Here is a 24,177-nt window from a genome sequence, read left to right as displayed (position 1 = left end):
TGGATAAATAGGCGCTTGTTGAGCAGCTTCCAGCTCCAGCGCCCAGAAACTAGGTGACTTCATGAATCGCCCCCTAAACTAAGTCATCATCGGCTCGCAAGCTCACCGTGATTCCTTTAACTCCGTTGGCTCACTCCAGTCGCTACGTTTCTAATCGGGCGCTTGCGCTTTTGGGTTTCCTGTAAATGAATCAGATAATGTAAATATTGTAAGTTGATCCCATATAATCTTCCTTGAGCTGATTCCAACTTTATCCTACCTTGAAGTGAGGTTTTTTTATAAACACCTATAAGCAAGGGAAGGTCTAAACCAATAAAAAAGCTTGCAAAGCATTTCGCTTTGCAAGCTTTAAAGAAAAGTAATGGGGGACTTTAGCCAAGTTCCTGACAAATACTGACGTCTAATTCATAGTTGCTTCAGGTATACTATTGTCAGTTGGAGTTTCTTCTTTATCTTCATCCCTAGGGACGGTATCCTCGTCATTATCTTTTTTGTTCGAATCAGGATCTTTTTTATCCGTATCCTTATCATCAACTGGTTTCTCGTCTTCTTCTTTATTCTTGTCCTTATCTTTAACAGTATCTTTTTCTTTACCTTTATCTGGTGTTTCTGGTTCTTTTTCTCCTGTATCGCCAACGAGTAATTCTTTCGATGCACCTGATTCAAGACCGAAATAATCTACTGCTTTGACATGGTACCTAGCATCACCAGTGCCTATGTTAAAATTAGTTGAGGTTGTGCTGCCTACTAATGTGAATTTGTTACCTGGTCCAGTTGCCCGATAAATTCGGTAGCCAACAACATCCTTGCTTCCTGACTTCTTCCAAGTTAGTTTCTTTCCTGATTTTTTAAGAGATGTTGGTGCGCTTGGTGCCTTTCCATCATCCTTTAGCATGTCACCAGCGTCTTTATTAGGAGCACTAATTTTTTCCCATTTCTCTGTAGCAATGTTAGGAAATAGCTGGCTAATATCTGCTAATTTATCATAACCATTCCGTTTTAAGAATTCTGGATTAAATGCTAGACCATCACCTTTAGTAAACTCACTTGGAGTATTTGGGCCGGCAACTACTGCTTTACCGTCTACCATAACAATACTTCCAGTAATTAAGCTATCATCTTTCTTTGTAGGAACGAATTTGGCATTAAATAGATCCGACCTTACTAAACCAGCTTTTTCACATAGCTCCGATGGCAGCATTCCAGATATGGCGCAATAGCTTCGCTGGACGATTCCACCTGGACGTTTAAAGCTATTTGTCGGTGCTAGTAGCTCTGGATCAATGGCTGTTGCTTTATTCATTAATTGCGCCCATAACTTCATATTTCGTTGGCTGTAGCTTAGAGACATACTCGAATTATAAATGGAATGCGGCGTTTTATATCCGATCCATGTTCCAAAGGTTACATTTGGATTTGTTGCAACAAACCATGCGTCTTTGTAATCCTGTGAGGTCCCGGTTTTTCCTGCCCAATCCACGCCACCATAGTTTAGTTGGCCATTAAGAAAGCGAGCGGTTCCACTCGATATGACATCACGCATCATATCGAGGGTTAAATAATTGGTCTGTGGTGTAAATACATCTACTGGTTTTGACTTATGCTCATAGACAACCTCACCATCATTTGTCGTGATTTTTTCTATCATGTAAGCATCTGCGAACTTGCCATTGTTTCCTAAGGTTGCGAACGCATTAACATTCTCTTCAACCGATACATCCATCGTCCCTATTGACGCGGCAGGACCTGTATAATCTATTTCTTTCAGTGTGGTAATCCCCATTTTTTCTAAATATTTTTTTGCGGGATTTAAATGCAGTATTTTGGAATAGACTTCCGCCGCAGGAATGTTGTAGGACTGAGCCAATGCAGTTCTTGCTGAAACAATTCCATGAAAGCCCCCTCCATAGTTTCCTGGCTTGCCAGCTGGCCAACCTGGTAATGGTTTTCTTATATCTGCTAATACGCTACCAGGCTGGATTTTACCTTCTTCCATTGCTGGTGCATAGTCAAGTATTGGTTTTATCGTACTTCCTGGTGAACGGGTAGCCAACGTTGCATAATTGTATTGACTATCTTGGCCAAATTCACGACCACCAACAAAACTAATAATTTTACCAGAACTATTTTCGATTAACATGCCACCAGTTTGTACTTTTTCCGTAACCTCTACAGTTTCTCCATCAACGGTTTTCGTAAATGTACGATCAGGTCCATAGTACTGATAATTTTTTACGATATCCTGCCACTCTTCATAAATCTCTTTATTAATTGTTGTATGGATATGATAGCCGTTCACGCGTAGATTTCTTGAAGCGATCGATTGATATTCTTTTTCGAGATCATCATCTTTTGCAAGATCTTCTTCCGTATAACCATCTTGTTTAGCAAGTTGAGTAGTAAGAATTTCCTTGGCTCTTTTTTCAACTTCAAAGGTTAAGTACGGGTATTTTTCAATTGGTGACTTTGATTTACCTGTGAAATCTTTAGTTATATCATAAGCCATTGCCTCTTCATATGCTTTTTTTGTAATATATTCTGATTCGTACATCCGGTTAAGTACGGACTTCATTCGATTGATGCCTCGTTCTAAACTTTTCCCCTCTTTTAAATTCCCATCGCTAGTGAATGGAGTATAGGCAGAGGGGCTTTGTGGAAGTCCTGCTAAATAAGCTGCTTGGGCTAGATTTACATCCTTAGCGTCTACGCCAAAAACACCTTGTGCAGCTGTTTGAACTCCTGCAATATTATTTCCGGATGCATCTCGACCATATGGCACAATATTTAAGTATGCTTCTAAAATTTCATCCTTTTCAAAGAATCGTTCTAGCCTGAGTGCAAGTAAGATTTCTTTTGCTTTACGTTCAAACGATACTTCATTAGTTAAAATTTGATTTTTAATGAGCTGCTGTGTCAGCGTACTTCCACCAGTTTTTACATTAGAATTAAGTGCCTCTTGTAATACAGCACGTAAAATTGCTTTGGGGACAACTCCTTTATGCTCTTTAAAGTATTCATCTTCTGTAGCGATAACAGCATCAAGTAAAGTAGGGGAGATGTTCTCCAATGTTGTTTCTTCACGATAAAGATCCGATCGGACATCTCCAAAATATTTATCTCCTGCAAAGTACAGCTTGGACGTTTCTTCGTAGTTGTATATATCCTGTTTCATTACTTCATAGGATCTGACAGGTTCATCCTTCACTAGCGAAGCAAAATATCCTGCTCCCACTCCACCGGCAAAAAACATACCAATTAGGCCGATAACAAGAAAAAATAGGATAACATTCCAAACGACACTATATGAAATACGTGAAGTAGTCTGGATTTTTCCCGTTTTCCAAATAGATTTGGCTTTTTCAAAATATGTATGAAGCCGTTCTTTAAAATTCATGGCAAAACCTCCTAAATTCCTTATTCATTATAGCATATTCACTATTTAGGGTATATTAAATTTTGATTTATTATTGCTTTTATGAAATGAATATGATATGAATATATAGTAATAGGATAAACGATGCTGAGAAAGAACGAAGTAGTTTTACAAATCCCTATTTAGAGAACTGGCGGTTGGTGAAAGTCAGGAATATTTGTAAAATGAATTACATTCTGGAGCATTTTCTTTATGGTGTAATAAAGAAACGGTGGCGACACCGTTATCAATCCCAAGTGGCAAGCAATTGCAACAAGGGTGGTACCGCGTGTGAATATAACTCGTCCCTTTTTGAGGGAGGAGTTTTTTTATTTTTTTCATTGGAGTAAGCAGTACAAGCATATTGAGCTAGAAAGAAACAAAAATGATGGAGTGTGAAGGAATTGAATATTTTACAGGATCTAGAAACAAGAGGACTTATTAACCAAGTAACGGATAGAGATGGTTTACAAAAGCATCTAGCTGAAAATGAGGTTACATTATATTGTGGGTTCGATCCTACTGGTGATAGCTTGCATATTGGACACTTGGTGCCAATTACAATGCTAAAGAGATTCCAAAAGGTGGGACATCGTCCAATTGCTCTCATCGGTGGTGGTACGGGAATGATCGGAGATCCAAGTGGACGTAATACAGAGCGTTCCCTAAATGAAAGCGACGTAGTGAAAGGGTACAGTGAAAAAATTAAACAGCAAATTGCTCGTATTCTTGATTTTGACAAAGGAGAAAATCCAGTAGTTGCAAGAAATAATCATGATTGGCTAGCAAGTATGACTGTTATTGACTTTTTAAGGGATGCTGGTAAACATTTTGGCATCAATTACATGCTTGCAAAAGAATCGGTATCTGCGCGTATTGAACAGGGTATCTCGTATACAGAATTTAGTTATATGATTCTGCAATCCCTGGATTACATGAAATTAAATGAAGAAGAAGGATGTACGTTACAAATTGGTGGAAGTGACCAATGGGGAAATATTACCGCAGGAATGGAACTAATTCGTCGTTCAAGAGAAAATGAAAATGACGAAATAAATGTTTTTGGACTAACTGTTCCATTAATTACGAAAGCGGATGGTACTAAATTTGGTAAAACAGCTGGAGGAGCAATCTGGCTTGACCCAGAAAAAACATCTCCATATGAATTTTATCAATTTTGGTTAAATACAGATGATCGTGATGTTATCAAGTTTCTCCGCTATTTTACATTTATTTCTGAAGAAGAAATTGCAAGTCTGGAAGACGAAATTAATACGCAACCAGAAAAGCGCGTAGCTCATAAGCGGTTAGCTGAGGAAATGACGCTGATTGTTCATAGTAAAGAAGCATTAGAACAAGCACAAAAAATATCAGCATCTTTATTTAGTGGAGATATAAAACAACTTACAGCAAGTGATATTAAACAGGGATTTAAAGATGTACCAACGTATAAAGCAGAATCGAAAGATATGAATTTAGTTGATCTACTGGTTGCTGCTAAAATCTCTCCATCAAAGCGACAAGCACGTGAGGATATAGCGAATGGTGCTATTTATCTCAACGGGGAACGTCAGCAGGACGTGCAATACGACTTGCAAGTGGATGATCGTATTGAAGATACATTTACTGTTATACGCAGAGGAAAGAAAAAGTACTTTCTTATTACGTTTTAAAAAATAATAGAAGCAATAAGTATTGTAAATTAATGATTAGTTTGAATAGCTGTCGAGAAATTCTTTTCGGCAGCTATTTTGTGTGTCCGGCTTCCCTTGGCTGCTACCATTTGGTATATATGGAGATATGCTAAAAGGGTGTAGAAGATACATCAAATAGTATCATTGGCGTGGATAAGGATAGTAGAGGGAGGCAGCATCATGCTGTATTTACAAGCAGACATAAGTACCTGCTCATTTTTGTAGCAACCAGCTTAGGGTATTTTGTTGACGAATCTTATTTTTCCAACATCCGGCATATTAATGACAAGTCTCGCTGTAGCAAATGTGCCATGGACGAAGTGGGGAAGGAGGGTTTTACCACTATTTTTAATTTGGTTAGTCATTGCCATTCTGACGTTGACAATTGGTGTATGGATTGATTGGGGACCATTTTAGAAAAAAATAACGTAATGAAAAACGATAAATCCATGTGGAATTTCAAATCCTACATGGATTTATCTATATGCTTTTTTCCAGCCTATATAGTTAGGAGGTACAATTTGCCTTCTTTAGATGGTTTGTGACTCTACAGTAAACCCAACTACAGAACATAGGGAAAAAGCAAAAATCTCTGAGGGATTCATTAGATCATCGACAAGAAAAACAAAACAGTCTTTTACGTTTAGTACATATAAAGATAGTGGAGTAGTTAAGCCAGTTATTGATATGTTGACAAGTATTCCAAATCGCGCAGCACATGCAAGCTCATCACCCATTGCTTTTGCGCAACGAGGACAATTACAGTCTTTCTGATGGTCATCACCATGTTCGTTCATTTCACGAGCAACATCTATTATAAAATCTAAAGCATTTGGGCTTTCTGTAGAGTTTTCCGCTCTTATTCCAGCAATATCGCACAGTTGCACAGTTGTGCTGGGAATTACTTCAGGTTGTGAGGCAGGTTTAAGTTTAACGATACAGCAGTCAATAATATCGGTGATAGTCTGATTTTCAATAGGGTTGCTTAGTGATGTTATGGATGAGATGTATAGATCTACTTGCTTAGCATCAGTATCCGTAGTTGTGATCTGAAAAGATTGTAACATTTCTAGTAAATTACATGAACATATGGTGCAATTGTCACAATCAGGTGAACATTTCCTGTTTTTGCATCGTTTGCATTTACACTTATCTTTACGATCATCGTGTGGTGGGAAAAATGGAAAGGGAACACAATCACCACATTTTACATTTACAGTTACTCCGTCCACATCAACAGGAGTTGATATGGTTTGATCATTTTCCAACGGAGATATATTTGTATGTCCTTCATTAATTTGATCTCCATTTCTTTGGTCACCATGCTCCTGATTTTGAATTTGCGGCCCTTGATCTTGATCACCCTGATTTTGGATTTGACCACCATGTCCTTGTCCTTGCTGTAGTTCTTGATTGCCTTGGCTCTGTTCTTGATCCTGATCACCAAACCCCTGTCCTTGCTGTTGCTGCTCGTCACCTTGACTTTGTCCTTGGTCCTGATCGCCAAATCCTTGCTCTTGCTGTTGCTGCTCATCACCTTGACTTTGTCCTTGGTCCTGATCGCCAAATCCTTGCTCTTGCTGTTGCTGCTCGTCACCTTGACTTTGTTCTTGGTCTTGATCGCCAAATCCTTGCTCTTGCTGTTGCTGCTCATCACCTTGACTTTGTCCTTGGTCCTGATCGCCAAATCCCTGTCCTTGCTGTTGCTGCTCGTCACCTTGACTTTGTCCTTGGTCCTGATCGCCAAATCCTTGCTCTTGCTGTTGCTGCTCATCACCTTGACTTTGTTCTTGGTCTTGATCGCCAAATCCTTGCTCTTGCTGTTGCTTCATATCTTTATGACATTGACATTCTAGCTTATGAAAACATTTTTTACAGAATTGTCTTTTACATGGAGACTCTCTTTTGCAGTCACAATGTTTAAAATGTTTACAGCACTCATTACAAAAATCGAGCGAGTTTTTCATGATTTTCTCTCCCTTAATAGACATTAATCGTTATGTACAATGTATTCAGGGGGAGTATTCACTGTATAGACACTTGTTCAGAAAATATAGAATGCTTAGGTGTCACATCACTATATAGTTACATATGGTAATGATATATCAAACTTTAGGAGGATGGATTGCTCATGGATCATACGGAACAAGATTCGATGGGGGCAAAAGAAGAAAGTAAGTTTCAGTATAGTAATCAGTCAAAGCAACTATATGGAGAAGCTATTCAACAATATAAAGCAGATTTAATAAATCTGATGAAAGCACAAAAAGATGAACTTAAACAGAATTTAAAAAAACAGAGGATGGATCTGAAAAATAAGTTGAAGGAAATAGAGGTTACATCTTTGGAGGATGATATACGTGAAAGTAAGTTAAATGAGAGTATGGAAAGCTTAGAAATTAGAATTATGGATTGGCTTAAGGATCAGTTAACATCTTTGTCTAACTCTCTAAAAGAAGAAAATATGCTGATGGAAGAACGTTTAAAAAGAGAAATAGAAGCACTTCAGAGGTATAACGAAAAGGAATAGGTGAAGTTAATTATATAAAGGTTTGGGACATTTAGAAGGATTGGTAAATAAGTGAGTAAGTTATTCTCAATCTATGGTTATGAATTAATTCATTATCAATGCCGATTGTTAAATAGGGTCACCGTACAATTTATTTTCTAATAATTTCACGTGAATACATCACGTTTAAAAGGGGCTGGAACAAAACCCGAGTAAAATAAAAATTCGTGGGACGACATCTTAATGTGGAGTCCCAATATTTTTTTATGATTAATTTCAAAATTTAATATAAACAAAAAGGATCCCCTTTGATAGAATTAAAATGGTTTTGCCTTTAGATTTAGAAATAAAATTGGATAAGGATGATATTGCTTCACCGTGCATGATATGGTTGAACAATACCAGATGATGCGTTTACTAGTTTTTCGCATGACACAGGCTGCCCCGCTTATTACCCCAAAATGATGATGAAAATTATTCTATGTGCTTATACGCAATCGGTGTTAATATTAATAACGATATAATAAATTTTGTAAACCATGCTATGTATTTTGCTCTCCATAAGAATGGGCAAGTATTGTCCCTCATAGTCTTGAAGTTACCACCACTATCTGTATTTGGCATTTAATGAATGCTATATATGGCAGTATATTTTTTGAATAAAAAAGAGAGCCAAAATATGCAGAAGTGAATTAGAGCTTGCAAATTTTAGACTCATTAATATTACTATTTATTGTGGATAGCACCCAATTGCACTACCTAATCTTTGCACGTTGTACTGTGCAATAACAATAAAACAAAAATAAGCGAAAGTTGATAAACACATCCGCTTATTTCTATATCGTTATTTATGCATTGTTACAATAATCTCTATACTGTCCAAAAAAATCGTTTATATATTATTTTAGTATAAAATTAGAATAACTAATATGTCTCAGCCTGCTCGAATAGGTTATCGAAGACATTATAATATAGTATTGTTTACTAAAAAATTATTATTTACAAGGTTACATTCCTTTATTTCTTTACATTAAAATTTTTCTCAAGATCATTAAATAATTTAAATACCATCACTCGTTCACCTGTACGAGAGCTTATATCAGTATGGAAACTTTTCACTTCTTCTCCCGTAATAGTTAATATAATATCCTTAAGATCTTCTATACCTGATTCAACTAATTCCGAACGAGTTTTCTTTATAGTTAACATTCCCTCTTTTGTTTCACAAACGCTATATTCAGCTGGTGTTAAAATACCTTTTAGAATTACAATAATCATATCTCTTAATATATCTGTCTTAACTGATACAGACCCCCGCCCAAGAAAATCCTTTTCCCATTGAGTAATTGCCTTACTTATCTCAGATTCATAAGAACCCTTAGATATTTTCATATATACTACATCTCCTATCAAACCAAAAAATTGGTTTATTCCATATGCTTTTAAGTCTTTATGTCGCTTTTCATCCTTATAAAATAAAGCAAAGCGCCAGTCGTCAATCCTGAATTCGAAAGTCTAAGATGCATGCTATATTGACAAAATTGATTATTTTAGCCATCCATTAATAATCCCTCATAACATAACCTTCATATACACCTTCAATATTTAATTCAATTTCACTGTTTATTGAGACTTCAATAATTTTAGATAATATGTTTTCGTCCATAATAGAGTGTATATGCAAAAAATTGATGCTACCTAAATAGGTTTCCTCAACTTCCTCATAAGATTTTAAATTATAAAATCAATTGCTTTTCTAATTATCTTTTTAATACATTCCATATTTGCACAATCAAACATACTTTATTTCTTCTTTTGTTGCAATTACAAAATCAGTTAAATTAGAGTCCATTAATTTTTCCTTTCAGTAAATATGAAAACTAGTATAGAGCTAAATGATTTATTGCTCCTAGCTTCTAATTCTTAAGGAAATGACAAGTGATGATCAGGTTAGGTTTGACACTGTTTTATTAGTAGGAACCTCCACAATTGAGAATTTTCCATCATAATTATTTATTATTAAACCTCGAACTTTAAAATGTGACGGAACTAATGGATGATGACGAATGATATCAACACTTTTTTCGATATTGTCACTACCATTTTCTTTTCCATTTAGCCATTCATCGACCGTACCACCTGAAAATTCAGGCTTACTATTTTGAAAAAGATAATCTAATGTTTGTATTTTGTTTTTCGTTGATTCAAGTTGAGTTGATACATTAACTGTGGAAGTCCTCTTATCTTTTGTTCCTACTACAAAAATTTCCTCAACATTTTCCTGATAAATCGCAATGATAATAGACCTCATTATATCTCCATAAGGATGTAAGATTACGGAGCCATAGCTTTGTATAGTCAGCATGTTTTCTGCTCGAATATTCGTTACTTCTCGTAAAATAGGCTCCAACCCGTTTTCCATGTCCGTTAGAAATAGTGCTTTTTTATTTTTATCTAAATTCATATAGTACACTCCTTCTTTATGTTTATAAATTGTTATTTAAGTAGCAAATAGTTGTTAGTAGTTACCAATTTACCCAGCGTCCATCTGGATCGACACTAGCAAGTCGAACCCATCCATTTTGAACTTTTTCTCGAAATACTGAATCATTATTTAATAACCGTTTTACATATTCGCTAGGTGCTTGGATGACAATCAGCAAACGAAGAGGAGAATGATAAACCTCGTGATCTGATTGCATGACTGATTGCCAAGGTAGTCCAGCTAACAAGTCACTTGCATTCCCCTGCATAACACCAAGACCTGCTGTAACGGTTTGAGTTGCTTTATTTCCACTACCATAATAGTGAGGTGCGACCGTTGAAGCGTAATATTGAAGATTAATCCATTGGCTCACCGTTCCTGGTCCTGCAATGATGTTAGCTAGGAGATCACCACTTTCATCCTGATTCCAATCATAATTATGAAGGAAGGCTCTACCTTCCAAGTCACAATCCTGAGTTAGTTCACGTTGGCCGATAATAAAAGCGGCATTACGAGCTAATCCCCATTCCGGACGTATCTCACTCCAATCTTCCGCAAATCGGTGTGCCTCAGCCTTAGGATTTTTAAGTTCCTTTTTAAAATTCGGTAATTGGGCTAGACGTTCTGCATTTGCATTACGACTCACTTTCGGCATTATAGCTTCGATACGGTCAAATGCTTCCTGTGCAGCTTCGGAAAGTTCAGGAACATAAATCCAATGTAATTCATCCACTGTTGTTTTATGCTCAGCGGCTACGAAAACGGTGTCCTCAGGAATTTCAATTCCTTCAGAAGAAAGTTCCTTTCTTACCTCTGGAAGGTTGCATAAAGCGGCTAAGGCCCTAGCATTGAATCCACCTGCCGCTCCACCGCACGCACCACATTCAAGAGCTGCAGCATAAGGATTGTTGGTACTTTTACTACTATGTCCGCATATTACGATTAATGGTGCGAAATTCTTTGTTAACCCCATCATTTTCAAAGCTTGACGAGCATAATTCACTTTTTCTTCGTCAGAAAAACCAACAGGTATCTCCGCTTCTGGATGATGAACATGATTAAGCGAGAGCGTTGTATTAGGTTTGCGTAACCAAGTCTCACGAAGGTTACGAATAAAACGATCTGCTCTTCTTGGTACAAAGCTACGTGATACCATTTGGAGACTAAGCCAAGGTCCACTTAGCTCAGGTAAAAGTAAGCTAGCAAGTACATTCTGTTTCATCGTTTTAAATGTATAGCTTAAGGAAGTAACTGCCTGCTTACGTTGTTGATATAATTTGAGTTCATTTTCATCAGCAGTCTCTTTTATTTTATGTTGAGGCTTTAGTATAACCGGCAAGGAAGAATGGCTATGATCGCTACCAAGTTCACTAGTTGCTATCGGTAATCCAAAGAAACCAGCAATTCCAATCGTTTCAAACGGACCTTCTTTTTCAAGTTGACGACGAAAAGGTTCTGATCGTACATCAATGCAGAATGCAAATTGAGCTAGTGCAGATTTTTTGTCGATGATCTTCCGTTGTTTAGAGATAATCTGCTGACTTAATCGATCTGTGTGTGTTTGTTCCCAAGCTTCTAACCAAAGTTTCCTGCGAAGCTTCTCATCAAAGCTGTAGGCAAATGATAAATATTCGTTTTGTTCAGCGGCAGACATCTGTGACCATTCCTTGATTGTAAGGTCCCCCCAATGGATCCACGCTGCTATAAGGGGAGCAATCGAAACTTTTTTCTCAGGTCGTTGATTGGTCAACTGTAGATAAGGCTTTAATAGAGCCCACTCCATGGAAATTCGAACTGCTAAATATTCTGTTAGGAGTGAATGTTCATGGCTTGATTGTCGGGAGCGCCAGAGCATCATTCCTGCCCACCCAGGTAAGGAGAGCAAATGACCTTCAAGATAAGTCTGTATTTCTGAATTAGGGATTTCTAGCGCGAATAACGCTTTTTTTAAAGCCATATGTGCCTCTTTTGGCCAACCTTTTAAACTTTTACGTTGAATTTTATTAAGTGCCGGATCATATTGAATAAGACGCTGCCACGCACGATAGAAACCTTCATCACGATTTGGCATTGTCCAACCTGCCTGTGAGTCATCAAGGTATAATTTACACCACTTGATGACATGATGATCGAGAATATTGACTAACCTTTCACCATCTTCATTCGCTATATTCGAACTTATTGGTTGGATTAAAAAATTATCGATACGATCCGTATTCAGTCCACTAAATTCATCTGCCAATTTCTCCAGTTTAAGTGATGATAAAAGGTTAGAAGGTAATGGATCTAATTTTAGTGCAGCATGACAAAATCGCTCTGCCACGTTCCGTGGGATATTAAAGGAATGGGAATCAAGCCAATGCTGTAGACCCATTTTCACAAAAGCTTCATCAATCTCACCTTTACTCTTTGCCGAAAGGATCATAGAGGCACTAGGGTAGATATCAATATCACGAGTATTATTTAACCAACCTGCAACCTGTTCAAAAGATTGCTTTTCAAGTCCCGTCCACGGATTACGTGCTGCAAATGCAGAAATTGGCCAAAGTGGTGCAATTACTTGACTAGCAGATTCTATTAAAACGCTAATATTACTTTCTTGATGATTAATATTTGTATCTTGCTTTTTTACATTTTCTTTCGTTAATACAGATGTTCCGTTCATCACCGATTACCTCCTTGAGATAAATATTGTTTAAGGTAGTTTGGATGACTTTCTACTAACTTTGGTTTTGCTTCACCTAATCGTACTAACCAAAGATAAAGTATTGCGAAGGAAACAGAAGAACGATTACGAGCAACCCATGTACCCATCGCAATACCAAATAATAAGAGACATACGACAATGATGACAACTGACATTGGAGGTTGAACACTTTGGAAAACGGTTGTGCGTAACCACTCATAGAAGAGATTATGAATGATAAAATAAACAATGGCTGCTCCTCCTAAAAATGATAAGCCAACAATTCGACCAATTCTCCCCTTTCCAAAAGCTACGAGCTGTGTCCAAGAAACGGACAATGACCACCCTAAGATTAACGCACTAATCAATTGATACCCCTCTAAAGGAGCCATGAGCCAATAAGCAATCCCTATAACTAAGGCTAATGTCCGACCTGCCATGATCCATAAATAGGATGACCTTTCATTAACGGGAGTCGATACTTCGAAACGACGTACTGCCGAACCAGCCTGTAAAAACAGCGTAGCTTTGAACAAACCATGTAAGATAAGATGAATAATGGCTGCTACATACGCACCTAACGCACATTGAATGAACATAAACCCCATTTGCCCGATCGTAGAGCCTACTAACTGACGTTTATAGTCAACCTGTACTAAACTAATTCCATATCCAATCAATACAGAAAAACTTGCAAGAATAAGTAAAATAATCGAAGCTATATCACCATTAAAAAGAGGAGAAAATCGAGCTAGCATAATCCCACCTGCATTTACTAAACCTGCGTGCATAATCGCTGAAACAGGAGTTGGAGCAACAACAGACTCAATCAACCACCTTTGGAAAGGCCATTGGGCCGCAGGAATTATCACTGCTAATACAATCAATAAATTAACCCCTGTTCTCTCCCATGCTCCAAGTTGAGCTAAACTTTCATTTGTTAGAATTAATGATAACTGCCATTGACCTGTGACTTGAAAAAGCCAAATTATCGCAAATAATAATGAAAACCAACTTAATATAAATAATCGACCAGAAACCTTGGCTGCTTCACTTGCTACTTTCCATGCATGGTTTAACCTTATAAGTAAGGTTAAACCGACGAGAGTCGCTCCCCAAGATATGACCATCAAACGGAGATCAGCACTTAAACATGTAATTGAAGCAGCACCTGTAGTGAAAGTAAAAAGCGTAAAATACTTTCGATAAGAACGATCTCCCATTAAATAACGTACAGAAAAACGCTGAATGATCAATCCAATTGTAAGAACAAAGAAAACCATTAACCAAGCTAAGGAATCTAGGTACCAAAAACCATCGCCTCTATTCCCACTGTTATTAGTGAGAGCCAATAAGGAAACTAAAGATGGTAAAGCCACGATACCGATATGAATACGAACAAAACTTAATGGTATCCGTGGGTGTAAAAACAAAAGGCCACTAAGTCCAGAAATAACAAGCATAATAAAAAATAATGATAACAATGATGATGAACTCAAAGAACCTAACACAAAACATTCTCCCTTCTAAACGGCGTTAACACATTAAAAATTACTTTTAGAAAAGGCCATATATCTTTCTAAAAAGTTATACATTTTATTTACTCCATTACGATTATTGAATAAATTTATACTTACTCAATAAAAAAACCGACAACTTCAAAACTTCAATGATGATTTAAAATCATTGAGTCTTGAAAATTGTCGGTTTTACTTCAACTAACTTCAACAAAGTTTTTTGAAGAACTACCTTTTTATACGTCATATTACTTTATGTTACTCTTTCCCTTTATATTAGGGTACTTTTTCATCCAGTCAATATTAAATATTAAAAGAATGCTAAAGGCCTAATTATTTAAATAGGCAAAAATAAACATCTGCCGATTATTAAGTTAAGTATAAGATATGCCAAATTTTAAATATTGTCAACAAGAAAGTCCCATAAACTATTTCAATGAAATTCAACTTAGTTGTTGGAACACGGAGAATGAAGTATCAATTTCTTCTCTTATAAACAACATATTTAACGTATTAGTTAATACATTCCTTTACAAACTCATCAAAAAAAGTTGTTTGTTGCACAGTATGTGTCTACTACGCAATATAAGAGTTACTCCCACAATACGGCTTGTTTGTGGAAGACTGACCTTATTTGAAATCAACCCAATTTATATACCAACTATAATAACATTTTTGATTTCAAAAACTATGGCAAGGAGGTACATATCACTAGAGGGTGTAATCAAATAATAGATGGACTACTACATCTATATTTCATCAGTCAGCCCGCAACACATGTAGTGAACTGATCTTTTCTTTCCATCCCTTCATCCATGCCAGTAATTTATTTGATCCCAAAATAGGCTCTAATTTAGTTCATTATCCTGCATCATTTTGCAAAGTAGATAAAAATAAAAAACCCTTTAAACGTTGATACAACAACATTACAAGGGCTTTTTGTGCATTACTTTGCAATCTAAAAGGATTAACGAGAGTAGAATTCAACAATAAGCGCTTCGTTAATTTCAGCTGGAAGTTCTTCGCGCTCTGCATAGCGAGTGAACGTACCCTCTAATTTATCAGCATCAAATGTTAAATATTCAGGGATGAAGTTATTTACTTCCACTGCTTCTTTAACAATATCAAGATTCTTAGATTTTTCACGTAGGCTGATAACTTGACCTGGTTTTACCATGTATGATGGAATATCAACGCGACCACCGTCTACAGTAATATGACCATGATTTACAAGCTGACGTGCTTGTCTGCGTGTACGAGCAAGACCTAAACGATATACAAGGTTATCTAAACGAGAGTCAAGCAAAATCATGAAGTTTTCGCCGTGAATACCTTTCATTTTACCAGCTTTGTTAAACAACGTACGGAATTGACGTTCGTTCAATCCATACATAAAGCGAAGCTTTTGCTTCTCTTGTTGTTGTAAACCAAATTCTGAGATTTTCTTGCGTTGGTTAGGTCCATGTTGACCAGGAGCGTAAGGGCGTTTATCTAATTCCTTACCAGTTCCAGTTAATGAAATGCCAAGACGACGTGATTTTTTCCATACTGATCCAGTATAGCGAGCCATAAGACATTTCCTCCTTTTTATTTTATTTGCATAAAACAAAAAGCCGTGTTCCTAATCACCTGACCATGATGTTTTCATGTATCATCGCTCCAGCAGCTAAGAGTTACGCGATACACCTCATTACAGAGGAACAACATGCATACAAGTGTTGGTTCACTAAGGCTACTTAATTATTTTACACAAAGACTAGTATATAATTTTTAATGAATATAGTCAACCATAAATAAAATTTGGAAAAATTATCAACTTCATATAGGAAAAATGAACTATTTCATATATAATAAAACTATAAAATAGTTCATTGGACTCATTGATGATAATGAATAAGAGGTGATAAATGATGAAAGACAGAGATTTGATTCAAGGGAACCTGCAGCAGGCATACTTTCAAATTACCTCTAATCTATCCCATCTCTCTTATGAAGAAAGTCTACATAATATGATAAAAGCGATCAAGCAGGTATTGCATCTAAAATGGGTAGGTGTATATCACTATCTACGTTCAACTAATTCGTATCACATTCAGTTGATGGACCCTTCAAATGAAATAAACGTATTAAACCAATTACCATTGAATGCTATATCAAATGATAATCAGTTTGGAAAGTGCATAATTGATCGATCTTCTGTATTTTATTTAAAGCTAAAAGATAGAAATTTTTCCAAGGTATTAGTGTGTTTTAAAGCATTTCAAATCGATCCTACTATACTTGCGATTGTTCAATCAGAATCTCAGAGGTTGATAATGCAATTGGATCAATATTATCCACATCAAATAAACTACCCGTTTTTATATGATCTTTCCATTTGTATATTTACCATGAAACGGAAATCTTCCATCTTAAATGAAGTCATTGATGCAATTCGTGAAATATATCCAACCCATTCGCTACACTTATTACTCGCACATGATACGGAAGTTGATTATAATTTTTCAGTAAAGTCGATGGCGTATACGGATGATAGTACAAATGGTTTTGGATCTAAAGCGTTCATGACTGAGGAGGTTCAAATCGAGAAAAGAAAAGGAGGTGCAGGTGAAAAATTATATGTTCCTCTAACGGGAAGGCAAGGTGTGTATGGTGTTATCCAATTGATTTCAAAAAGCTGTGATGTATTCGCGAAAAGCGATGTAGATTTTATAACACATATTGCTCAAACAGCTGGAAAAGCAATAGAAAACGCAAGTCTACTCGAAAATGCAAATTTGCTGATCGCGGATTTAAAACTAATTAATGAAGTTACACATCAATTGAATTCCAATTTAAATTTGACTGATATTACAGAATTTGTTCGAAAAAAAATCAAAGAGGTATGTCGTGCTTCGGAAATAGGTTTTATTTTTCAACGGTCTGATGGATCGTATGCTGATGTTCTAACTGCGAGCACTGCCTACTTTAAAAAAGAAGAAAATCAGAGTCTAGTGGATAAATTACTGAAGGATATCGTTCATCCAACATTTTATGGGAAGTTTGAATATATTCCAACATTTCCTTATCATTCGCTTATGATTATTCCGTTGCGACAAGACATCCATACATATGGTCATGTTGTGATTATGCATGAAGCGTCCTATTTCTTCTCGTTTGAAGTGTTTAAATTATTGCAATCATTGATTCAACATTGCTCTTTAGCACTCGCTAATGCTATCTTAAAAGAGGAATTGGAAAAAGCGGTTATCACAGATTACTTAACAAAATTATATTCGAGGAATTATTTAGAAAAAGTTGTCATAAATCAAATGAAAACAGCTAGAATGGGCTCATTAATTTTATTTGATATTGACGATTTCAAACGAATTAATGATACATACGGTCATCATGTTGGAGATGAAGTACTTAAACAAGTGGCTGATGTAATAATGAGGTTTTCTGAACAAGATGCTATTCCTTCCAGATGGGGAGGGGAAGAATTAGCCATATACACTCCTAACCTATCAATTGATGATGCGGTCCAAATAGCTGCAGGCATTCGTGAGCAAGTAGAGGAACGGACTAATCCAACTGTAACACTATCTTGTGGCGTTTCTTCTTGGTCAGAGGATTTCGATGATTCCGTAAGTGAGCTTTTTATTCGTGCAGATAAAGCACTATATGAAGCGAAGCATAGAGGGAAAAATAGTGTAGTGAAGCGTGTAAAAGATAGATAAGTTCTTATAAATGGAAGAATTAAATCGGCTGGGCTTTCCGCACAGCCGATTTCCAGTTATGATCTATTATTAGGTATACTTAGGGTAAATAAGTTTGTAATGCATGAACAAACTTTTCTAAATATTCCTGATCAATTTCATCAAAGCGATCCATCATCGGACTGTCAATATCAAGAACACCGTAAACCTTATTATCTATAATGATAGGGACAACGATTTCAGATTTGGTAGCACTATCGCATGCGATATGACCAGAAAAATTATGAACGTCAGCTACCCGTTGGGTTGATTGCTCTTTAACAGCAGTTCCACAAACACCTTTTCCATAACCAATACGGATACATGCTGGTAATCCTTGGAACGGACCTAACACAAGCTCATCTTCTTTCCATAAGTAAAAACCAACCCAATTTGTATCGGAAAGAAATTGATTTAATAAGGCTGATGCGTTGGAAAGTATGGCAATAGCATCCGTTTCATCTTCACTTAATGCTTGCAGTTGACGAATTAATAACTCATAATCTTTTAGTTTATTTCCAGAATATATACTTGTTTGGAACATTTAGATTTTCCTCTCTCTTTAGTATTTCGACATGTATGATAAATATTGTCGAGCGAAAATTGCAGGATAAATCATCTCTATGTCGTAATGGAGATGTAAGGAGTTGAATCGTATGAAGACTAATCTCTCGAAACAAAAAGTAATAGAAGCAGCTTCCGCATTATTTTTTCAAAAAGGATTTCATGGCACTTCTGTTCGGGATATTGCGGAGAAGGCCAATGTTAATGTTTCGCTTATTAGTTATTATTTTAAAGGAAAGCAAGGGCTGCTGGAATATGCGGTTACGGACTATTACGAAAAATATCTTGATACCATGGAAGAAGCGTTAGAGCATTATCAAGACTTACATGCTTTGGATCAGTTAAAGGAATTAATTTTCATCATTATACAGTATAAACAAAGTAATCATCAATTCTCTTGTTTTATACATAGAGAATTGTCGCTAGATTCTGTATTCGTTAGAGAGATGGCTGTGACCTATTTAGCGAAGGAAAATTATTTTATTAGCAGGGCATTTTTTAGTGTACTTGATAAACAGCATTCATCAATTAATGATCGAAATTATTTATTAATGCAGTTAAAAGGCATGCTAATTACGCCATATATTATGCATAATGAATGGAAAAATCATATTATTGGTGATGGTTCGCATGATTTATTCGTTACAAATTATGTAAAGACGATTCATCGATGGTTGGACTTTTTAGTCGAGGTTTCAGGTGAAAAAATAGCTGAGGATGCACATGGCAGATGATGTCGCGATTTACTAGTGAAATAGGCACGCTGACGATTGTCGTACAATACTATACAATCACTTGCTAATTTTTATTATGTATAAATGAGTACGGACTTGCCTATAGCGTGTAGAATAAAAAATTGGCTGAAACCCCAATTTATTTGTATTTTTTTAGCAAAAATTGTGTTTAACATGGTATTATTATAATTAGATTATTATTAGCGACGATTATTTTATTTTTGTAAACGTCCATCCTCTTTAGGAATTTAGTTGGGAGGCATTTTATGGCATACATCATAGGCATTATACTAATAGTTATAGCACTTATTATTACAGGACTTATCTTACGAAAAAGGGTATATGATGTTGTTGATCGTTATGAAGCCTGGAAAATGGACATTATGGGTCGAAACATCGCTTCAGAGCTCTCCCGTATAAAAATATTAAACTTATCAGGGGAAACACAAGATAAATTTGAAGCGTGGAAGGATCAATGGGAATATATAGTAACAAAAGAGCTTACTGATATTGAAGAACATTTATTTGATGCAGAAGAAGCGGCGGATCGATATCGGTTCTCGAAAGCTAAAAAAATCCTGGCTAAAGTCGATCAGATATTGCAATCCGTGGAAAAGGATATAGAGAAGATTTTAATGGAAGTAGAAGAACTGCTTGAATCCGAAGAGTCCAGTAGAAAAGAAATAGAGCATGTTGAACCTACAGTAAAGGCGTTACGTAAACAGCTTTCGCAAAACAGATATCAATATGGAAAAGCGGAAGCCTATTTTGATAAAAAAATGGATGAACTGGAAGCACAGCTAACTAATTATCATCAACTTGTCGAGAATGGAAATTATATAGAAGCGAAGCAGCTCGTCGATCAATTAAAGCTATCTGTGGATAGCCTAGAGGGAGAGTTAGATGATTTTCCACAATTATATAAATCATGTAAGCAGGAATTACCTAGTCAGTTAGATGATTTATATACAGGTTTAAAGGAAATGAAAAATGAAGGTTATCGTGTGGATCATCTGGCTTTTGAAAAAGAAATACGCAAATATCAGGAAAGACTTTTACATATAGTTGGCGCTATGGAAAGTGGTGACTTTTCTGAGGCAGAAGGTGCCATAGAGGAGATAGATGGACGGATAAAGGAAATGTATCAGCTGCTCGAAAAAGAAGCAATAGCTAGGAATTTTGTGGAAACAAAAGTTCCGACCTATCAGAGTACGTTAAAGGAAATTACAGACACATTTGCTGGTACTAAAGCGGATGTTGAGCTATTAAAGAAGGCTTATTATTTTGAAGATAGTGATATGGAGAAGTATTTAACATTAGAAAAGGCAATCGGAAAACTAAACACGCAATTTGAAGAACTACTAGATAAAATCGAGAAAGAGAAATCTCCACACACAAAGCTACGTGATGAGTTAGAAGCTGGCTTTGTGCAAATTGAAGAGCTAAAAGAAAAACATGAAGCGTTTAAAAAGCGCATTCGTAATCTTCGTAAAGATGAGCTTGAGGCGAAGGATAAGTTGACGGAAATGCGAAATCAGTTGTATAGTATTCAGCGTAAGCTCAAGAAAAGTAATGTTCCTGGAATTCCAAGTAATATATGGAACTTAATAGAAACAGCCGGAGAAAAAAATCAACGTGTGATGAAAACATTGGAAAAACAACCGCTAGATATGGCAGAGGTGCAACAAGCTTTAAATGATGCGAAGAATGCTGTAGAGTATTCCATGGAACAAACAGATCTTATGTTGGAACAAGCTTATTTAACGGAGCAGGTTATCCAATATGCGAATAGATATCGTAGTCAGTATCCATTATTAGCTGCAAAGCTAGCCGAATCAGAACGGTTATTCCGAAATTACGAGTATGAACTATCGTTGGAGCATGCAGCTAAAGCAATCGAAGAAGTTGAACCTGGCGCGCTAAAACGAATTGAGGAATATCAAGAGGTATTGAATTAAGTAAATAGGACTTAATAGAAAAAGGATATTATATAATATCCTTTTTTCTAAGCAAAGAAATTAATTAAAGAAGGCTGCTTGGTATAATTCATCTAGGAAGTTAGGAGTTAGTTGAATGATTTATTTAGATAATAGTGCTACAACAGTGCCTGATCCAGCAGTATTAAAAAGTTTTGAACAAGTATCTACTACTTTTTTTGCCAATCCATCATCTATCCATCCCTTGGGAGGAGAGGCAGAAAAACTTTTAATTCAAGCTAAGAAACAGGCTGCTGAAATTCTACATGTAGCGGAAAATGAAATTATATTCACTTCTGGAGGTACAGAAGGTAATAATATTGCTATTAAAGGTATTGCTTTAGAGCATCAAAACAGGGGTAAACATATTATCACCACTCAGGTTGAGCATCCTTCCGTAGATAATGCCTGTAAAAGCTTGGAAAAATTAGGCTTTGAAATAACATATCTACCAGTGAATAGGAATGGGGTGATTGCCTTATCTGATCTAAAGCAAGCGATAAGAAATGATACCATTTTAATTAGTATTATGCACGTGAACAATGAGCTAGGTTCGGTCCAACCTATAGCAGAAATCGGAAAAATTGCAAAACAATATCCAAAATTATTTTTCCATGTCGATTATGTCCAAGGGTTAGGGAAAGTTCCATTAACCTTAAGAAATAGTGGAATAGATCTTTGTACGATGTCTGGTCACAAAATTCATGGTTTAAAAGGAACTGGCTTATTGTTTGTAAAGAATGGAACAACTCTTTTTCCGTTATTTCATGGCGGAGAACAGGAGCAGGCGATACGTTCGGGAACGGAGAATTTAGCTGGAGCAGTTTCGATAGTAAAAGCCTTACGCTTAATCATGGAAAAGGAACGCTTATACAAGCAGAGGTTATATGAATTACAACGTTTTCTTCGTGAGGAACTGGAAAAAATAGAAGCTGTTAAAGTAAATACGCCTATACATGCGGCACCGCATATTATTAATTTTTCGATACCAGGGATTAAACCAGAGGTAATGATACACATGCTCAGTGAAGAAGAAATTTATATATCAACAAAATCAGCTTGCTCTTCTAAAAAGTCAGATGAAAGCAAAATTCTCGCGGCTTGTGGGTTTTCTGATGATAGAGCAGTATCTGCATTACGAGTAAGTCTTTCTTATCAAAATACAGAGGAAGAATTAACTAATTTTATTCACGTACTGAAAGAGAAAATTCAACAATTTAAAGAAGTAATGGAGTAGATAACATGCAATATGATCATATTTTAATACGCTACGGAGAAATGGCGTTAAAGGGTAAAAATATAAAACAATTTATTATCCGTCTACAAGAAAATATTCAACATAAATTAGCTGCATTTCCAAACATAAAAGTAAAACGAACACAAGGGAGAATGTTTATTTTACTAAACGGTCATGATCCTGAGCCAATTATCGAAAAATGTAAGAATATCTTCGGAATTCAAAGTATGAGTTTGGCAATTAAGGTGGAGAATGATCCCGATAAAATAAAAGAAGCCGCTTTATATGCTTTAAAAAATGCTACAAATGTAAACACATTTAAGGTATCTGTGAAGCGGATTAATAAAGATTTCCCCATTGCTTCACAGGAAATGAATCAAGTATTAGGTAGACATTTATTAATCAATACGAATGAAATTAAAGTGGATGTGCATCATCCTGATTTAGAAATTAAAGTCGAAATAAGACTAGAAGCAGCTTATATTACGTCAAGTGTTATTCAGGGACTTGGAGGTCTTCCGGTAGGCACATCTGGTAAATCACTATTATTACTTTCAGGTGGTATTGATAGTCCTGTTGCTGGCTACCTAGCAATGAAGCGAGGGGTGCAGATTGAAGCTATTCATTTTCATTCACCGCCATTTACAAGTGAACGTGCAAAGCAAAAAGTTCTGGACTTAGCTAAACAATTAACAAAGTATGGTAAATCGATTCAAGTGCATATCGTACCGTTTACCAAACTCCAGCAAGAAATTTTTCGAGAAATGCCTGACGGTTATGCAATGACAATCATGCGGAGAATGATGATGCGTATAAGTGAACGGGTGTGTGTGAACCAAGAGATCTTATCGTTGACTACTGGTGAAAATCTTGGACAAGTAGCGAGTCAAACCATGCAAAGTATGAATACAATTAATGAAGTAACTAACTATCCGATTATTCGACCATTGATAACAATGGACAAAACAGAGATCATTAACATATCAAGAGAGATTGGTACCTACGACACGTCTATTTTACCTTATGAGGATTGTTGTACGATATTTGTACCTAAGTCGCCAAAAACGAAACCAAAAAGAGAAAAAGCAAATTTGTTTGAATCGAAGAAGGATTTTACAAAATTAATGGATGAAGCAATTGCTGGAATAGAAACGATAAAAGTATCAGCACGAGATACAGAGACCAAGTTTGATGGTTTGTTCTAAGGAAAGGCAGAAGACTGGATTATTAATGTCTGACCATATCCCTTAATTTGTCAGGAACTACCATTTAAAAATATGTATGCTTTCTCTCCTTTGTACACATTCTATAAGTACCAAGGAGGTGAGTTAACATGGCAGCAAATAATTCTTCAAATCAATTAGTAGTCCCTGGTGTTCAACAAGCTCTAGATCAAATGAAATATGAGATTGCTCAGGAATTTGGTGTACAATTAGGACCAGATTCAACATCTCGTTCCAACGGTTCTGTTGGTGGTGAAATCACTAAACGTCTTGTTCAAATGGCTGAACAACAATTTGGTGGAACAAAATAACTTAAATTAAATAGTTAAAATGGCTATAGGGCTATCCGGTTTGGGTAGTCCTTTTTAATTGTCTAGGAAATGAAGGAAATTATAATATTTGC

General features: G+C 36.1%; 16 protein-coding genes, 3 pseudogenes and 1 other annotated feature. Of the genes and pseudogenes, 10 read left to right on the top strand and 9 right to left on the bottom strand.

The features are described 5' to 3' along the window. Nucleotides 1-400 precede the first annotated feature (400 nt). Nucleotides 401-3,394 carry a transglycosylase domain-containing protein gene (locus D9782_RS19415; protein WP_121605495.1) on the bottom strand — a complete coding sequence of 998 codons (2,994 nt, stop codon included), beginning with the start codon at nt 3,392-3,394 and terminating at the stop codon, nt 401-403. Between the two features lie 119 nt (nt 3,395-3,513). Further along, nucleotides 3,514-3,725: a binding site (T-box leader), on the top strand. 91 nt (nt 3,726-3,816) lie between these two features. Here D9782_RS19415 and tyrS point away from each other — a divergent pair. Together tyrS and D9782_RS19405 are read left to right on the top strand one after the other, a co-directional pair. Beyond that, nucleotides 3,817-5,085, top strand: coding sequence for a tyrosine--tRNA ligase (gene tyrS, locus D9782_RS19410; protein ID WP_121605494.1), 1,269 nt, complete (start codon nt 3,817-3,819; stop codon nt 5,083-5,085). Nucleotides 5,086-5,352: 267 nt separating this feature from the next. After that, nucleotides 5,353-5,523, top strand: coding sequence for a hypothetical protein (locus D9782_RS19405; protein WP_240455757.1), 171 nt, complete (start codon nt 5,353-5,355; stop codon nt 5,521-5,523). Nucleotides 5,524-5,636: 113 nt separating this feature from the next. Here D9782_RS19405 and D9782_RS19400 read toward each other — a convergent pair whose 3' ends face one another. After that, nucleotides 5,637-6,938 (bottom strand): hypothetical protein, encoded by a 1,302-nt coding sequence (locus D9782_RS19400; protein ID WP_162986454.1) that lies wholly within the window; start codon nt 6,936-6,938, stop codon nt 5,637-5,639. A 299-nt stretch (nt 6,939-7,237) separates the two neighbouring features. Between D9782_RS19400 and D9782_RS19395 the strand changes: the two genes are divergently transcribed. Continuing rightward, the gene (locus D9782_RS19395; RefSeq protein ID WP_026681459.1) at nt 7,238-7,636 is read left to right on the top strand and encodes a hypothetical protein; all 399 of its coding nucleotides are present in this window, start codon (nt 7,238-7,240) and stop codon (nt 7,634-7,636) included. A gap of 301 nt (nt 7,637-7,937) precedes the next feature. Then, nucleotides 7,938-8,118: pseudogene (locus tag D9782_RS23665) on the top strand (IS5/IS1182 family transposase); the annotation flags it as partial. 514 nt (nt 8,119-8,632) lie between these two features. Here D9782_RS23665 and D9782_RS19385 read toward each other — a convergent pair. From D9782_RS19385 to rpsD, 6 genes and pseudogenes are all read right to left on the bottom strand, one after another. Further along, nucleotides 8,633-9,007, bottom strand: coding sequence for a Na-translocating system protein MpsC family protein (locus D9782_RS19385; protein WP_026681458.1), 375 nt, complete (start codon nt 9,005-9,007; stop codon nt 8,633-8,635). Between the two features lie 169 nt (nt 9,008-9,176). After that, nucleotides 9,177-9,467 (bottom strand): annotated as a pseudogene (locus D9782_RS23660) (DUF6407 family protein). Between the two features lie 71 nt (nt 9,468-9,538). Continuing rightward, a pseudogene (locus D9782_RS19375) lies at nt 9,539-10,079 on the bottom strand (carbonic anhydrase). Between the two features lie 61 nt (nt 10,080-10,140). Continuing rightward, nucleotides 10,141-12,765 (bottom strand): DUF2309 domain-containing protein, encoded by a 2,625-nt coding sequence (locus tag D9782_RS19370; RefSeq protein ID WP_121605491.1) that lies wholly within the window; start codon nt 12,763-12,765, stop codon nt 10,141-10,143. After that, nucleotides 12,765-14,297 (bottom strand): NADH dehydrogenase subunit 5, encoded by a 1,533-nt coding sequence (locus D9782_RS19365; RefSeq protein ID WP_121605490.1) that lies wholly within the window; start codon nt 14,295-14,297, stop codon nt 12,765-12,767. The genes D9782_RS19370 and D9782_RS19365 overlap by 1 nt, the downstream gene beginning before the upstream one ends. 973 nt (nt 14,298-15,270) lie before the next feature. Continuing rightward, on the bottom strand, nt 15,271-15,873 hold the full coding sequence (gene rpsD, locus D9782_RS19360) for a 30S ribosomal protein S4 (protein ID WP_026681455.1): 603 nt from the start codon (nt 15,871-15,873) through the stop codon (nt 15,271-15,273). Nucleotides 15,874-16,210: 337 nt separating this feature from the next. Between rpsD and D9782_RS19355 the strand changes: the two genes are divergently transcribed. Then, nucleotides 16,211-18,022, top strand: coding sequence for a diguanylate cyclase (locus D9782_RS19355; RefSeq protein WP_121605489.1), 1,812 nt, complete (start codon nt 16,211-16,213; stop codon nt 18,020-18,022). 79 nt (nt 18,023-18,101) lie between these two features. On the opposite strand, the gene D9782_RS19350 is transcribed toward D9782_RS19355, so the two are convergent. Then, nucleotides 18,102-18,584 carry a GAF domain-containing protein gene (locus tag D9782_RS19350; protein WP_026681454.1) on the bottom strand — a complete coding sequence of 161 codons (483 nt, stop codon included), beginning with the start codon at nt 18,582-18,584 and terminating at the stop codon, nt 18,102-18,104. 112 nt (nt 18,585-18,696) lie between these two features. On the opposite strand from D9782_RS19350, the gene refZ reads away from it, so the two are divergent. The 5 genes from refZ to D9782_RS19325 all read left to right on the top strand — a co-directional run bounded on the left by refZ (nt 18,697) and on the right by D9782_RS19325 (nt 24,085). Further along, the gene (gene refZ, locus D9782_RS19345) at nt 18,697-19,338 is read left to right on the top strand and encodes a forespore capture DNA-binding protein RefZ (RefSeq protein WP_121605488.1); all 642 of its coding nucleotides are present in this window, start codon (nt 18,697-18,699) and stop codon (nt 19,336-19,338) included. Nucleotides 19,339-19,604: 266 nt separating this feature from the next. Beyond that, nucleotides 19,605-21,296, top strand: coding sequence for a septation ring formation regulator EzrA (gene ezrA, locus D9782_RS19340; protein ID WP_121605487.1), 1,692 nt, complete (start codon nt 19,605-19,607; stop codon nt 21,294-21,296). A gap of 115 nt (nt 21,297-21,411) precedes the next feature. Next, nucleotides 21,412-22,551: a cysteine desulfurase family protein gene (locus D9782_RS19335; protein WP_121605486.1), complete on the top strand. Its 1,140-nt coding sequence runs from the start codon at nt 21,412-21,414 to the stop codon at nt 22,549-22,551. Nucleotides 22,552-22,556: 5 nt separating this feature from the next. Next, the gene (gene thiI / locus D9782_RS19330; protein ID WP_026681450.1) at nt 22,557-23,756 is read left to right on the top strand and encodes a tRNA uracil 4-sulfurtransferase ThiI; all 1,200 of its coding nucleotides are present in this window, start codon (nt 22,557-22,559) and stop codon (nt 23,754-23,756) included. Nucleotides 23,757-23,884: 128 nt separating this feature from the next. Beyond that, the gene (locus D9782_RS19325) at nt 23,885-24,085 is read left to right on the top strand and encodes an alpha/beta-type small acid-soluble spore protein (RefSeq protein ID WP_026681449.1); all 201 of its coding nucleotides are present in this window, start codon (nt 23,885-23,887) and stop codon (nt 24,083-24,085) included. Nucleotides 24,086-24,177: the final 92 nt, after the last annotated feature.

Origin of the sequence: Virgibacillus sp. Bac332 (assembly GCF_003667785.1) — a bacterium.
GTDB classification, from domain to species: Bacteria; Bacillota; Bacilli; order Bacillales; family Amphibacillaceae; genus Virgibacillus; species Virgibacillus salarius.
The sequence above is the reverse complement of the archived record's forward strand: the minus strand, read 5'-3'. Positions and strand labels throughout refer to the sequence as shown.

Coding starts and splice junctions, on each gene's coding strand:
- D9782_RS19415 (WP_121605495.1), bottom strand. CDS start 3,394: ATGAATTTTAAAGAACGGCTTCATACATATTTTGAAAAAGCCAAATCT.
- D9782_RS19400 (WP_162986454.1), bottom strand. CDS start 6,938: ATGAAGCAACAGCAAGAGCAAGGATTTGGCGATCAAGACCAAGAACAA.
- D9782_RS19395 (WP_026681459.1), top strand. CDS start 7,238: ATGGATCATACGGAACAAGATTCGATGGGGGCAAAAGAAGAAAGTAAG.
- D9782_RS19385 (WP_026681458.1), bottom strand. CDS start 9,007: ATGAAAATATCTAAGGGTTCTTATGAATCTGAGATAAGTAAGGCAATT.
- D9782_RS19370 (WP_121605491.1), bottom strand. CDS start 12,765: ATGAACGGAACATCTGTATTAACGAAAGAAAATGTAAAAAAGCAAGAT.
- rpsD (WP_026681455.1), bottom strand. CDS start 15,873: ATGGCTCGCTATACTGGATCAGTATGGAAAAAATCACGTCGTCTTGGC.
- D9782_RS19355 (WP_121605489.1), top strand. CDS start 16,211: ATGATGAAAGACAGAGATTTGATTCAAGGGAACCTGCAGCAGGCATAC.
- D9782_RS19350 (WP_026681454.1), bottom strand. CDS start 18,584: ATGTTCCAAACAAGTATATATTCTGGAAATAAACTAAAAGATTATGAG.
- refZ (WP_121605488.1), top strand. CDS start 18,697: ATGAAGACTAATCTCTCGAAACAAAAAGTAATAGAAGCAGCTTCCGCA.
- ezrA (WP_121605487.1), top strand. CDS start 19,605: ATGGCATACATCATAGGCATTATACTAATAGTTATAGCACTTATTATT.
- D9782_RS19335 (WP_121605486.1), top strand. CDS start 21,412: ATGATTTATTTAGATAATAGTGCTACAACAGTGCCTGATCCAGCAGTA.
- thiI (WP_026681450.1), top strand. CDS start 22,557: ATGCAATATGATCATATTTTAATACGCTACGGAGAAATGGCGTTAAAG.
- D9782_RS19325 (WP_026681449.1), top strand. CDS start 23,885: ATGGCAGCAAATAATTCTTCAAATCAATTAGTAGTCCCTGGTGTTCAA.